The organism is Phycisphaeraceae bacterium, from assembly GCA_019636655.1.
Lineage (GTDB): Bacteria > Planctomycetota > Phycisphaerae > Phycisphaerales > UBA1924 > JAHBXB01.
This window is the reverse complement of the sequence record JAHBXB010000003.1, coordinates 347,913-361,104: the sequence shown is the minus strand read 5'-3', so window position 1 is coordinate 361,104 and position 13,192 is coordinate 347,913. Positions and strand designations below refer to the sequence as shown.

The window sequence follows — 13,192 nt, the reverse complement described above, 5'->3', positions numbered from 1 at the left end:
CTCAGAAACAGCGTTGGATCAGGAACAGGTTCCGGCGAGCAATGACCGGTTACACGTGCTGCGGCTGACTGCGCAGCCCCGCTTGCTCGGGAAACTGCCCCAACGAGTGGGTCTGCAGCGTCCGCTTCTGGAGTTCGAGTTCCGCGGGGAGCGGGCCGGCGAACGTCGAGTCAAAGATGTCGTCCGTGACGGGCTTCTCGATGCCCTCGGCTGCCTTGACGACCTCCGCCACGACCGCCTTGGACTTCTCATCGATCGCGGTCTGCTTCTGGTCGTCCCAGAGTCCCTTGCTTTCGAGGTACTTCCGCAGCCGCACGATCGGATCGCGGCTCTTCCACACCTCGACCTCTTCCGGATCGCGGTACCGCCGCGCATCATCGGCCGTCGTGTGATCGCCGAGGCGGTAGGTCACGGCCTCGATGAAGCTCGGTCCTCCACCGGCCCGTGCCCGGTCGACCGCCTCCTTCGAAGCCTTGTACACCGCAAAGAGATCGTTGCCGTCGACCTGCACGGTCGGCATGCCGTATGCGAGGGCCTTCTGGGCGACGGTCTCCGAAGCCATCTGCATGTCCCGGGGGACGCTGATTGCCCAGTGGTTGTTCTGGCAGATGAACACGACAGGCGCCTGCAGCACGCTCGCGAAGTTCATAGCCTCGTGGAAGTCGCCCTCACTCGTGGCGCCGTCCCCGAAGTAGGTCAGCACGACCTTCGGCTCCTTGCGGATCTTGAACGCCCAAGCGATCCCCGCGGCGTGCAGCATCTGCGTGCCGATGGGGATCGAGATCGGGGTGACGTTGACGCCCTCGGGAATCTGGTTGCCCCGCTCATCGCCCATCCAGTGCAGCAGGATGTAGTGCATCGGGAGGCCGTGCCAGTACAAAGCCGCGTTCTCGCGGTAGCACGGCACGAGATGGTCCACGCCCTTCTGTGCGGCAAATGCCGACCCCAGCGCGGCGGCCTCCTGCCCCTTGTTCTGCGGGTAGGTGCCCATGCGCCCCGAACGCTGCAGTTTGAACGCGATCTCGTCCAGGTGCCGGCAGGTGATCATGAACTCGTACAGGTGTACCACCTGCTCATCGGAGAGCGTGTCCTTGGCGAGGGCCTCGTCAAGGTTGCCCTGCTCATCCATGAGCTGCAGGTAGTCGATCTGTGCCGTATACACGGGACGCTTGGGCATCGATGCTCACTCCACCACCACCACAGTTTCCTGTTGAGGCGGGCTCAGAACCGGACCTGCCGGGTGATTTCACCCGGTCGCGATGGCTGACCGCCTAGTCTAGCCGAAACCGGGCATCGATTCGCGGTGACCGCCCGGCAAAAACACCCCTGTAAGGGCCCGCTACATCGTCCGGCCGTTGGTTGAGGCGGGCTGAAGGGACTTGTCGCCGGGGAACTGCCGGATGCCGTCCTGCTTCAGTTTGCGGCCCGTTCCTGCCGCGATGGGCGACCGTTCCGGAATTGAGAAGAGCTCGTTGGGAAGCGAGTCGTTGTGCTTGAGGGCCGCCGCGGCGGCCGGCTGCATGGACGTGTCGGTGTTTTCCTGCAGGTGTCGGAAGTTGTCGTGGATCTCGACTTCCGCCAAGTCAAAGAAGTGCTTCGCGGCGGCCTTGTCCCGCTCGAACTCCAGCCCCTCGCTCCCATCGCGGATGTCGTGATCGAGGCGACTGAGGGTGCACGCCCATGCGTGGAGCCACAACGCGGTGTCGGCGACCCGCGCCTGGACCGCCTGTCGCGTGATGATCTCCTCGCGGTACCGCTTGCTAGCCTGCTTGAACTGGTGGCTGTGCTCGCGGACAAGCCGGCAGAATCGGTCCGCCTCGTCGCGGAGCGACGCGTGGATGTTCGAAAGGGTCGGGGCGGCACGCCGGACGCCCAGGAATAACTCGATCCCGAGGGGGATCGCGACCTTCCGCACCGCACCCTTGCTCATGTTCCGGGCGATCCGCGTGAGGTTCGCGAGCAGCCCTTCCTGATCGCTCCAGCCCACCGCCTCCTGTACCCCCAGCATCCGCTCGGCGAGCTGCTTGCCGCCGTAGGCAAAGATGAACGACTGCATGACCTCGTTGGCGCCTTCAACGATCAGGTTAATCCGGCTGTCGCGGAACACCCGCTCGACTTCGTTCTCCGTCATGTACGACTCGCCGCCCATGATCTGGACAGCATCGTTGACGGTCCGCCAACCCATCTCGGAGCAGAAGACCTTGCAGACAGCCGTCTCCAGCATGATGTCCTCATCATGCCTGTCGAGCATCCCGGTGGTCATGTACAACACCGAGTCCATCGCGTAGCACAGCGCCGCCATGTGCGCGATGCGGGTCCGAACCAGTTCGAAGTCGCTGAGCGGTCGGCCGAACTGGAACCGCGTCTGGCTCCATTTGATCGCCTGGTCCATGCACCGCTTGGCCCCGCCGATCATGCCCGCTGAAAGCGTGCAGCGCCCGTAGTTCAGGCACGTCAGTGCAACATTCAGGCCCCGTCCCTCCTGGTGGAGCAGGTGGGCCTTCGGCACCTTCACATCACGGAACCTGATCCTGGCCTGCCACGTCCCCCGGATTCCGCACTTGCTGCGGTTCTTCTGGAAGATGTCGATCCCCTCCATGTCGGGCATGCACACCAGCGCGGTAACCCGGTCGCCCTCCTTGCCCGTCTTGGGATCCTTGATTCTCTGCTTGGCCATGACCGTAAACAATCCGGAGATTGCCCCGCTCGTAGCCCACTTCTTCTCGCCGTTCAGGATGTAATGCGACCCGTCCGCCGAGAGCTCGCACCGGGTTTCTTGGCCGCCGGCGTCGCACCCGACGTTCGGTTCACTGAGGCAGAACGCGCTGACCCAGTCCTTGGCCAGGTGTGGCAGCCAGAGCTTCTTCTGCTCCTCGTTCCCGAAGAGCATGATCGCCTTGCACCCGATCGACTGGTGCGCGGAGACTAGCACCGCGGTCGAGCCGCACGACCGGCCGATCCGCTCGAGCACCCTGTTGTACGACGTGATCCCGAGTCCCAGCCCACCGTACTCCTTGGGGATCGTCATCCCCAGCACACCGAGCGAGAACAGACGATCAATCACCCACCTGGGGATCTCCTGCTCTTGATCGATCGTGACCGCCGGGTGCTCGCTCTCCAGGTACTCGTCCAGCCGCGCAAGGAGCTGGTCGCACTCGGCGCTCTCCTTCGCATCCTGATCCGGGTACGGGAAGACCAGCTCCTCCCGCAGGTTTCCCCAGAAGAGGTTCTTGATGAACCCCATGGACGTAGGCTCAGGACCGAGCAATGCCTCGGCATCCTCGATCAGTCTCCGGTCCTTGTCCGACATCTTCATGCTCTTGAGGTCAGCCATGTCGATCCTCGCTCGGGGGACACCCAAATGCCGTGACTGGGCTCAGCATCAGGCCCTGTCTGGGTTAAAAGTTGTCAAACGAATCGACAACGTACTGGACCCAAATCGAAACCAAACTCAACTCGGTCCGGGGGCGGCATACGGCCGATTGTACCTCGGTTTGTGTAGCCGGCACGGAGTTGCCGACGCCCTCGCGGAACCACGGGGGTGTTTGGGTTCACGAGCCAGGCGTTTGGACGCTCGCTGGCCCTGAACGGGACGATGCTCAGAAGTTCCGACAGGATGGGGCTCTCCGACGCCGGAGAGAGAGAGAGAGAGCTCAATCCGCCTCGCTCTCCGTCTTGGAGCCGAATCTCGGGGCCGATGGCAACCCCGACGGTCGCTCTCGCCCACCGGCGACGGCCCTCTCGGACTCTCGCGATCTCTGGTGGCGGGTGGGCTGGGCGTGGCAGGAGAGTTGGTCTCGGGGGTCTCTGCTAACCGGCGGGTCGCTAGTTTCGGGCCCGGCGACTTGCAGCATGTTCTTGCGTGCATGGTGGTCGTCGCGCCGAAGCCTCCTGACCGTGGGTCCCGAGCGGGGCGAGAACCGAGTGCGCTGCGCTCGGACTCTACGGTCGTGGTCCGATTAACTCGCGTTCTGTTGGTTCAACACGCGATCGGACGCGCATTGCCCCCGGACCTGATACTCAGCCTTTGAGATTCACAGCGTGAGCCGCTCACGACTTGCCGGTCTTGATCTCATCCCCGAGGGCTTCGTCCAGCTCCGCGAGTGCCAAAGGCCAGTTCTCCTTGTGCGCAGCGCAGGACTCCTCGGAGACGAAACCCGAATGGGTCAAGCGGATTTCCGTGGCCGCTCCTTTGGGAACGAGCTCGATCCGTAGGACGGTCTCGGCCCCGGCCGTTCCCTCGGCTGTCCCGTTTCCCGTCATCCACGTCATCTCGACGAGTCGGTTCTCAATCACGTCGAGGAACCGGCCGTAGTGGGGATGCCTGCCCCATTCTTCCCGGTTGTAGAAGAAGTACGGCCGCCCCGGCTCCGGCACCATCGAAACCGTTCCGGCCTGGGCAAACCAGAGATCGAATTGCTCTGTCCAAGCAGCGTAGACCCTGCTCGGCTTCGCATTGACGGTGTGCTCGCACGTCATGTGCAGCGGTCGCGTGGAAAGGTCGGGGCGGGGTATTGAACTCAAGAGGATCTCCTGAATCTGTTCGGCCACACCAGCGGGGTCTGAGCCTTCCTCAGATTCTGTTTGATCTCCGTGGAACCGATCTGGACAAATCATAACCAGTGATACGGCTTCTCCCGCGGGCCTGTGGCGGTACCCAACGCTTTGAAGAGTCACGCAGGTCGCTCGCGATGATCGCTGCTCACTATCTCGGAGGCTCCTTCACATCGAATCCGGCTGTTCCCATCGGTTCGAAGCCGTTCGAATCGCGGAGTTCAATCCCCCGTCAAAGGTGACGGGGGATTTGTTTTTTCGGCCCGAGCCGAGTGCTTGGGCCCCGTTTTCACGTCACGGCGGCGTTCGGTGCACTCAGCTCGATCCAAGAGCCGAACCGGCTACGCCAAACGCTCCGTCTCCGACATCCGATCGACCGCGGGCTCAGTACCTTCGATGATGATCATCGCGTCGTGTTCCCCGCCATCGAAGGTCAACGACTCCGCGCTCCAACGCGATATTAGTCAGATCCAAACACTCAGGCGTATCACCGTATGAAGGCGTTTGTCGCCTAGTGTCGAAAATGTCGCACGCCGGTCGTGAGGAGGGTCACGCCACGGGATTTGCACAGTTCGGCGGTTTCGATATCGCGTTTCGAGCCGCCGGGGTGAACGATCATCCGTACGCCGGCCTCGATCAGCACTTCCGGTCCATCGGGAAAGGGGAAGAAGGCGTCGGAAACGGCCAAGGCGTCGCGCGACAGGGCGCCGGCCTTTTGTACGGCGATACGGCACGATGTGAGGCGGTCGACCTGCCCGCCGCCCAGACCAAACAGCCTCGTGCTCGCGCTGCCGGTCGATGTGTCAACACCGCCGATCACCACCGCGTTGCTCATCGCGCCCTTGCACACGATCTCCAGAAACGCCGCCGCGGCGAGCTGCTCGGAGGTTGGAGCAGGGCCTGCCACGTGAGTCCATGATGTGGGACCTGCGAACAGCCGATCGCGATCCTGCACCAGGAGGCCGCCGGGCACCGATCGGTAGTCGAGCTTGCGAGCCGCGGAAGGGTGATTGTGCCCAACCTCAAGGATCCTCAGGTTCGCCCACCGGCTGCGCAGGATACTCAGTGCCCTGTCGCTGTATTCCGGAGCCACGACAACCTCGAAGAACACGCCATCGCGGCACAGTCGCTCTGCTGCCGGCTCGTCGATCGCAGCACTTGCCGCAAGAATGCCGCCGTAGGCCGCCAGCGGATCGCCAGCGATCGCCCGGTCGATCGCCACCGCCGCATCGCCGGCAATCGCTGCGCCGCAAGGCGACAAGTGCTTCACCACACTAGCCGCGACATGGTTCATCTCCCCGCGCAGCGCCAGGACCTTCACCGTTTCAAGTGCGGCGGACGCATCGTTGATGTTGTTGTACGAAAGCTGCTTGCCGTGCAACTGCCGGGCATTGACAATGGTCTGGCCCGTGGACGCAGGGTCGCGGTACAGCGCCGCCTGCTGGTGCGGGTTTTCGCCGTAGCGAAGATCATCGGCCTTCGTGTACGTCAATCGGAGGGTGGCGGGGAATGCCTCGGGGGACCGCCGGGAAAGGTACGCCGCGATCGCTGCGTCGTACTCGCTGGTTACCGCGAACGTCTCGGTCGCAAGCTGCGACCGCAGCGTGGCGCCTGTGCAGCCGTTATTGGCATCCAGCTCACTGATGACGGCGTCGTACCGGCGAGTCGACGGCACAACGGTGGTCCAGCGGTGGTTCTTGGCGCCTGCCCGCAGCATCGCTGGTCCGCCGACGTCGATGTTCTCAATGGCCTCATCGAGCGAAACATCCGGGTCGGCGATGACACGCTGAAAGGGGTAGAGGTTGATGCAGACAAGATCGATTGGCTCGATGCCGTGGGCACGCAGGAACGCGGCGTGGTCAGTGTTGTCCCGGACCGCGAGGAGCCCGGCATGCACCTTCGGGTGCAACGTCTTGACCCGACCGTCGAGACCCTCCGGGAATCCCGTCAGTTCATCGACGCCGGTCACGGCGAGTCCCGCAGCGGCGAGCGCTTGCGCCGTGCCGCCGGTCGAGATCAGCCGTACGCCGCGCGCCGCGAGTGCCGCGGCAAACGGGACCAGATCGGTCTTGTCCGAGACGCTCAGCAGGGCGGTCTTGATGGGTACAAGGGAGGACATAGCGTCGGGTTCAACGCCCGGCAACCCGGGCGAGATCGGGGGCTCCACGGGTGACCCCGATGCTACCACACAGCCGTCGGGGCCGATGGCGACTACTTCGGCAACAGCTTGGTGATGACCCCGTATGAAGAGCAGAGGTAGACCGTCCCGTCCACGAACGAATCGGTCACAACCATCGTCGTTGTTTCAAGCGTCACGCGGTTGATGACCTGCCCCGTCGCCGGATCGAGCGACGTGGCGACCTGCATCGCGGGATCCCAGGCCAGCAACCGACCGTGGTGCATCGCAAACACGGTTCCGCTGACCCCCTGCGCGGCCCACTCCTGATTCCCCGTGCCGGCATCAAAGGCCGTGATCCCGCGGCCAGGAATATCGAGGTACACACGACCATCGTGGTACACCGGACGATTCCTCAGCGGGGTCTCGGTACGAACCCGCCACAGCCGCCGCATCGTCTCCGCATCGAAGGCGTACAGCGACTGATCCAGGCAGGCGACAAACACGATCGCTTCTGATGCGGCGAGTCCGCCGTCCGGGCCAACGCCCCCGCCAACCCTCGCCCGTCCGTTGCCCGAGCCGGTCGCCGCGTCGAGCACGATGAGGGTGCCGTCCTGGCTGATCAGCGCCACCGAGTTCGATGCCCCGACCCTGACTGGCGGGCCGATGATCGGGCCGGGCAGCGAGTTTGTCCACGCGTTCATGTGGCCGGTCGCCATGTGGCCGACGATGTGGCCCGAGGCGGTTGGGCACACGAGCACGTTATTGACAAGCAGAGGGGAAGCCGTGATGACCTCGTTCAGCGTGTCACGATCTACGAGGGTTCCAGTATCAATCGCGTTGAAAACGACTTCGTTGTCGGTTGCCGTGATTATCCGTGTCGCATCCCGGCTGGAGGCGAAGCACTTGGTCAGGGGGTCAGCAAGCTGGTCCGACCAGCGGATGGCGCCCGACCGGGTATCGATAAGCGTGAGCTGCGACGACGACTCCTGCACCGCCATGACGTCGCCCAGCACCCGGATCGACGTCACGCTCGCGCCGGCGTTGAGCACCGGAAACGCTCGCCATACGCGCCGATACCCGGCTGTGGCGTAGTCGATGTCGTCGAGCGGTGTGGCAGCGCTCCGCTCCTCCGCGGATACCTGTCTGGGACCAGAGGCACAAGCCGCGAGCCCGAAGGCAAGCGCTGAGAGGATTCCGATCCGGGCGAGGAGGGCAATGGGCTGGGGCATTTCCGGGACTTCTCCGGTTCAAGTGCATGGCGTCTGGGGAGGCGCGCCTGGCCTCCCTTCCCGGCGATGATTGTCTTACTCGCCGCAGGGGTGGCAGTATGGTTTGCCTTCCGACAGGGGTCAAGCGGGCCCGATCAGGATTTCGGGTAGAGAGGCCCGACCCAACCGCCGGTTCTATCGTGATCCCGCTGTTCGGCGGGGGGCCGGTAGGGCGAGTGTGGAGAACGGCGTTGTTTACTGGTTTGGTACAAGCCGTCGGCCGCGTGGTGACGTGCCACCCAACCACAGCGGGTCGGCGCCTGACGGTTGATCCCGTCGACTGGAACCACACACCGCGGCGGGACGACTCCATCTCGGTTGCAGGGTGCTGCCTGACCGTTGTCCGCGATCCAGGCCCTGATCGCCTCTTTGAGTTCGACATCATTCCCGAGACGCTGACTCGAACAACGCTGGGGAGACTGACGCCCGGAAGCCAAGTCAATCTCGAGCACTCGCTGCGGGCCGACTCGCTCCTCGGGGGTCACCTTGTACAGGGGCACATCGACGGTGTCGGGCAGGTGACAGTAGTGGCCAGGGACGAGCCGGATGGGGGCTGGCGGCTTCGGATAGGCATGCCCGAGGCGGTCTCGCCGTATGTGGCTCCCAAGGGGTCGATCACTGTCGATGGTGTGTCGCTCACAGTCGCCCTGGTTGGCCCGGGCAGGCATGAGACTGATGGCGCACCTTCGTGGTTTGAGGTGGCGCTGATCCCGACCACTCTGCAGCGGACCACGCTCTCGGCCCTGAAGCCCGGCGATCTCGTGAACCTTGAGGCGGACATGATCGCCAAGACCGTGGTGTGGCACCTTCAGCGATTCGGCAGGAACTGAGTTCGGCTGCGGTGCCGATTGATCCACACTCCGGACACACCGCCGCCGCGGGGCTCGGGCCGATCCCGCTGACGTCGTACCCGCATCGGACGCAGTGCCCGCGCCGCGAGCCCGGGAGTGCCAGAACCGTGAGCCCGGCGCCGAGCACACTCGCCGCGGAGACAATCGCGGTGTCCGAGAGCGATCTTTCCAAGCAGATGACCCCAATGAGCATCAGGATGACGATGCTGAACCCGGCGAACAGGCCCGCGACGATCGGCCAGGCGCCGGCGCGGCTGCGCGAATCGAACATTCGAGTCCACCTGACCCACGCGCCAAGCTCGGCCACGACCACCGAGATGGTCAACGGCAGCGCCGTCATCAGGAGCGCGACGCGGGCATGGGACGCTGGCCCGCCGTGTGTCTGGCTGCAAATCAGCACGGCCGTGAGCCCGAGCACAGCCGCCAATCCGAGTGTAAATCGAAGCATCCGTGAAACTCCTGCGCAGGTGTCCCCACCTACTTCGATCGACTCTCGCCGCTGTTGGTGAGGGATGGAGCTGTTGGAACTGGCGGACACGCGATATCTCCGGCGACAAAGACCTTGCCCCTGATCGGCGGCGCCATACCCGGCAGGTACGGCGCCACCCAGTCGGCCAGCCATGCGATCGGCGGAAGGGACCTCAACCAACCGTCCCAGTACCCGGGCGATCTGGCCAGGGTGCCGCCGGTCGTAATCAGCCCGACGACCGCCGCGACACGAACGGCCGCACGAACCAGTCGTTCTCGCGCGGCCCGCAGACCCACCGGGCACTCCCTGGTCAGGATCGTCCCATCCGCTCGCCGGTAGAACCCGGCGCAAATCCGCCCCGTCGCCTCGCGGAGGACGGTTTCGGCCTCGTCCGCTGTCATGTTCGAGAAGTTGTGGACGGTCAGGTCACACTTGGCGCAGCGCCGTCGGCGGTCATCGCCCGTCATGTCCTCCCACCGCATGTCGCACGGCGAGGCGATCCGCACACGGTCCAGGAGTCTAAGGGGGATGTCGGCCGGCATGAGAGTCTCCTGGTGCTGCCATGGAGTTGGACTCATGGTTCGCCGCCCGGTTCCGGGAGGCCGTGTCACGGCTTTGTCACGGCGCACGACGAATCATGACGAGGTACAGTGCCGGCGATGCGGATAATGGGAATCGATCCCGGGTTGCGGCTCACGGGCTATGCCTGCGTGGAATGCCCCGAGCCGGGCGACCTCTCGGTGGTCGAGGCCGGGGTCTTTCGGCTTCGCCAGAAGACGACCGTCGCCGACCGTCTGCTCGAACTCGAGACAGACCTGGTCGAGGCGCTCGGCCGGCTGAGGCCCAGCGTGGTCGCCGTAGAGAGGGTCTTCTCCCACGCCAGGCACCCGACGACCGCCGCGATCATGGGACATGCCCGCGGGGTCATCCTGCTCTGCGCTCGCCGCGCAGATCTCCGGCTGGTTGAGCTGGGGGCGACCGAGGTCAAAAAGTCCCTGACCGGGAACGGCCATGCGAGCAAGGCCCAGGTGCAGGGCGCCGTCGCTTCGCAGCTGGGCCTGATCACCCGTCCCGAACCTGCCGACGTGGCGGATGCTATCGCTATCGCCCTGTGCTGCGGCCGCCGGATGTTGAGCCGGCACGCGGCGGCGCTCGAACGCGTATAGCAGTTGACGGCGAGCCGGGCGGCACCCTGCGGCGGGCGGCAGGCCGATACCATCGGGCCTATGGCCGACTCACGGACGAACTCAGATCGTCGACTCGCCGCGCAGGTCCTCATCGTCGAGGACGAGCCCGACCACGCCGACGTCATGGCCGAATCGCTGAAGAAGCCCGGTCACGTTTGCACGATCGTCAACGGCGTGGCCGATGCGATGCAGGAACTTCACCACGGCACCTTTGACGTGATCATCACCGACCTCCGCATGCCCCCGTCAGCCGGGGTGCGTGTCGCCGTCGGGCCCGGAGTGGGCGAACACGAAGCCGTGGTCGCGGCCGATGGCGGAGATGCCGGCCTGATCGTCCTCCGAGCGGCCCGCCATCTCCAGCCGAACGCCGAGACAATCATGGTCACCGCACACGGCGACGTCGCCACCGCGCGCGCCGCCTTCAAGGAGGGCGCGTACGACTTCATCGAAAAGCCCCTCGATCTGGATGTTTTCCGCAACCTGGTCAATCGCGCAGCGGAGACGGTCCTGCTGCGGCACGAGTCCGCCGACCTGGGCCTGGCCGGGGGTGCGGATGAACTGGTCCAGCACGATGGTTTCGAGGGGATCATTGCCGGCAGCGAGCCGATGCGGCGCATCTTGCGGACCGTCAAGACCGTGGCGGTCGCCACCATGCCGGTGCTGATTACCGGTGAGAGCGGCACGGGCAAGGAACTGATCGCCCAGGCGGTGCACCGCAACTCGCCCCGGGGACGCCCCAGGGCCGAAGGAGGCACCGGTGGTCGTTTCGTGGCCCTCAACTGTGCGGCGGAGACCGAGACACTGCTTGAGGATCAGCTTTTTGGGCATGTCCGCGGCGCATTCACCGGCGCCGAGCGGGACCGGGAGGGCGTGTTCGAGTACGCCGACAAGGGAACGCTTTTCCTCGACGAGATCGGCGACATGCCGCTGAAGATGCAGGCGAAGTTGCTGCGAGTCCTCGAGTCGGGCGAGGTGGTGCGGGTGGGCAGCAACGAACCCCGGCGTGTTGATGTGCGGCTGGTCAGCGCGACCAACAAGGACCTCAAGGCCATGTGCGCGACCGGGGCCTTCCGCGAGGACCTGTACTTCCGCATCAAGGGTTCGCAGGTCCATCTGCCGCCGCTGCGGGAGCGCCGCGAGGACATCCCGCGAATCGTGCGGCACGCGATAGCCCGGTACACCGAGCAGGTGCTGGGCAAGGGCGGGGCCGCGGCGATCCCGCCGGACATCACGGATGTGGCCATGATGAGACTCACCAGCTACAACTGGCCGGGGAACGTCCGTCAACTGCTGAACGTGGTGCAGAACATGGTTGTCATGGCTCTCGGCGAGGCGGGCGGCGGCGTGGGAAGCGGTGGTAAGACGGGTGCGGTCGTGCTCGACGTCCGTCACATCCCCGACGAGATCGTCACCGGGGACACCGACGAGGCGGATGCAATGTCCTCGCCTGGCTCGGTCGGCTCGCTCGCCGGGACCAGCCTGGAGCAGATCGAGAAGCGGGCGATCCGCGAGACCTTGCGGCTCACCGCTGGAAACCGCGAGAAGGCAGCCGAACTGCTGGGGATCGGCGAACGGACGCTCTACCGCAAACTGAAGGAATACGGGCTCCGGTAACGTTCCAAGATCCCGCTTACTGGGCGACCGGATTGCCCTGCACCGTAATCGGCGTCTTGGACGGGGCCGCGCCGTACGCCTCTTCGGTCAGGTGGTACTGGCCCACGCGGATGCGGCGGGAGTCCGGATCGATGCCTCGCTCTCGCATCAGCCGCTTGAGCGTGGCTGGCAGGCCGAACTCGACGTCCTCGTTGAACACATCGCGCTGCTCGATCGAGCCTCCGTACCGACGGATCAGGTGCCGGCACAGCTCCGCAACCAGGTCCTCCGGCGCCGAGGCGCCGGCGGTCACCAGCACGGTGACCTCATGGGGCTCTCGTTCCAGGTGCGGGGGCGAGAACCACTCATCGCGGATCTCGCTCACATCGTCGAGCAGGTAGGCCGGGACGCCGACGTTGGCGGAGATTTCCGTCAGCCGGACCGAGTTGGAGGAGTTCTTCGAGCCGATGACGAGCACCAGGTCGCACTCGGGCGCGATCTGCCGGACGGCCGCCTGCCGGTTGGTGGTGGCGTAGCAGATGTCCGATGACGGCGGTTCCTTGATGCCCGGGAACGAGGCCTTGAGGGCGTCGATGATGACCGAGGCGTCATCGGTGGAGAGGGTGGTCTGCGTCAGGTACACCGTCTTCTTGGGGTCCCGGATCCGCAGGGAGGGAATGTCCTCCGGGGACTCGACGACCTGGATGGACTCCGGCGCCTCGCCACGCGTGCCCACAACCTCCTGGTGGTCGGTGTGGCCAACGAGAAGGATGTCGTACCCCTGCTGGGCGTAGCGGATGGCCTCGGAGTGCACCTTCGTGACCAAGGGGCAGGTCGCGTCGACGGTGGTCAGCCGCCGGGCCTTGGCCTCCTCCCGCACCGCCGGCGAGATCCCGTGAGCCGAGAAGACCACGATCGAGCCCTCCGGCACCTCGCTCACTTCCTCCACGAACACCACCCCGCGATGCTTGAACCGATTCACGACATGCTTGTTGTGCACGATCTCGTGGAACACGTAGATTGTCTGGTTCGGACACAGGTCCAGCACCTGGTCAACCACATCGATGGCCATGTGGACGCCGGCACAGAATCCGCGGGGGTTGGCGAGCAGAATTCGCATGGGCGGATGATAGGGACGACGGGGAGTGGGG

Annotated in this window: 10 protein-coding genes; 3 read left to right on the top strand and 7 right to left on the bottom strand. The window is 64.9% G+C overall.

Annotation, left to right across the window (positions count from 1 at the left end; all coding sequences use genetic code 11):
* Window positions 1-49 precede the first annotated feature (49 nt).
* The 5 genes from pdhA to KF745_11265 form a co-directional block, all read right to left on the bottom strand.
* Entirely contained in the window at window positions 50-1,177 is a 1,128-nt protein-coding gene (gene pdhA / locus KF745_11285) for a pyruvate dehydrogenase (acetyl-transferring) E1 component subunit alpha (protein ID MBX3358996.1), read from the bottom strand.
* A gap of 162 nt (window positions 1,178-1,339) precedes the next feature.
* On the bottom strand, window positions 1,340-3,334 hold the full coding sequence (locus KF745_11280; GenBank protein ID MBX3358995.1) for an acyl-CoA dehydrogenase family protein: 1,995 nt from the start codon (window positions 3,332-3,334) through the stop codon (window positions 1,340-1,342).
* A gap of 716 nt (window positions 3,335-4,050) precedes the next feature.
* Window positions 4,051-4,551, bottom strand: coding sequence for an SRPBCC domain-containing protein (locus tag KF745_11275; GenBank protein ID MBX3358994.1), 501 nt, complete (start codon window positions 4,549-4,551; stop codon window positions 4,051-4,053).
* 514 nt (window positions 4,552-5,065) lie between these two features.
* Window positions 5,066-6,673 carry a bifunctional phosphoribosylaminoimidazolecarboxamide formyltransferase/IMP cyclohydrolase gene (purH, locus tag KF745_11270; protein MBX3358993.1) on the bottom strand — a complete coding sequence of 536 codons (1,608 nt, stop codon included), beginning with the start codon at window positions 6,671-6,673 and terminating at the stop codon, window positions 5,066-5,068.
* Between the two features lie 92 nt (window positions 6,674-6,765).
* Complete coding sequence (locus tag KF745_11265) at window positions 6,766-7,902, bottom strand: PQQ-binding-like beta-propeller repeat protein (protein MBX3358992.1); 1,137 nt, start codon at window positions 7,900-7,902, stop codon at window positions 6,766-6,768.
* Between the two features lie 266 nt (window positions 7,903-8,168).
* Here KF745_11265 and KF745_11260 point away from each other — a divergent pair, with 266 nt between their 5' ends.
* Window positions 8,169-8,771, top strand: a complete 603-nt coding sequence (locus tag KF745_11260; protein MBX3358991.1) for a riboflavin synthase — start codon at window positions 8,169-8,171, stop codon at window positions 8,769-8,771.
* A gap of 498 nt (window positions 8,772-9,269) precedes the next feature.
* Here the strand turns inward: KF745_11260 and KF745_11255 are convergent, their stop codons facing one another.
* Window positions 9,270-9,803, bottom strand: coding sequence for a hypothetical protein (locus tag KF745_11255; protein ID MBX3358990.1), 534 nt, complete (start codon window positions 9,801-9,803; stop codon window positions 9,270-9,272).
* A gap of 117 nt (window positions 9,804-9,920) precedes the next feature.
* Between KF745_11255 and KF745_11250 the strand changes: the two genes are divergently transcribed.
* Together KF745_11250 and KF745_11245 are read left to right on the top strand one after the other, a co-directional pair.
* On the top strand, window positions 9,921-10,427 hold the full coding sequence (locus KF745_11250; GenBank protein MBX3358989.1) for a crossover junction endodeoxyribonuclease RuvC: 507 nt from the start codon (window positions 9,921-9,923) through the stop codon (window positions 10,425-10,427).
* Window positions 10,428-10,487: 60 nt separating this feature from the next.
* A complete protein-coding gene (locus KF745_11245; protein ID MBX3358988.1) occupies window positions 10,488-12,062 on the top strand; it encodes a sigma-54-dependent Fis family transcriptional regulator in 1,575 nt (524 codons plus the stop codon).
* Between the two features lie 16 nt (window positions 12,063-12,078).
* On the opposite strand, the gene ispH is transcribed toward KF745_11245, so the two are convergent.
* Window positions 12,079-13,161, bottom strand: a complete 1,083-nt coding sequence (ispH, locus tag KF745_11240) for a 4-hydroxy-3-methylbut-2-enyl diphosphate reductase (protein ID MBX3358987.1) — start codon at window positions 13,159-13,161, stop codon at window positions 12,079-12,081.
* Between the last annotated feature and the right edge of the window lie 31 nt (window positions 13,162-13,192).

What these genes read in the sequence shown, in the direction of transcription:
- pdhA (MBX3358996.1), bottom strand. Translation starts at nt 1,177, where the DNA reads ATGCCCAAGCGTCCCGTGTATACGGCACAGATCGACTACCTGCAGCTC.
- KF745_11280 (MBX3358995.1), bottom strand. Translation starts at nt 3,334, where the DNA reads ATGGCTGACCTCAAGAGCATGAAGATGTCGGACAAGGACCGGAGACTG.
- purH (MBX3358993.1), bottom strand. Translation starts at nt 6,673, where the DNA reads ATGTCCTCCCTTGTACCCATCAAGACCGCCCTGCTGAGCGTCTCGGAC.
- KF745_11265 (MBX3358992.1), bottom strand. Translation starts at nt 7,902, where the DNA reads ATGCCCCAGCCCATTGCCCTCCTCGCCCGGATCGGAATCCTCTCAGCG.
- KF745_11255 (MBX3358990.1), bottom strand. Translation starts at nt 9,803, where the DNA reads ATGCCGGCCGACATCCCCCTTAGACTCCTGGACCGTGTGCGGATCGCC.
- KF745_11250 (MBX3358989.1), top strand. Translation starts at nt 9,921, where the DNA reads ATGCGGATAATGGGAATCGATCCCGGGTTGCGGCTCACGGGCTATGCC.
- KF745_11245 (MBX3358988.1), top strand. Translation starts at nt 10,488, where the DNA reads ATGGCCGACTCACGGACGAACTCAGATCGTCGACTCGCCGCGCAGGTC.
- ispH (MBX3358987.1), bottom strand. Translation starts at nt 13,161, where the DNA reads ATGCGAATTCTGCTCGCCAACCCCCGCGGATTCTGTGCCGGCGTCCAC.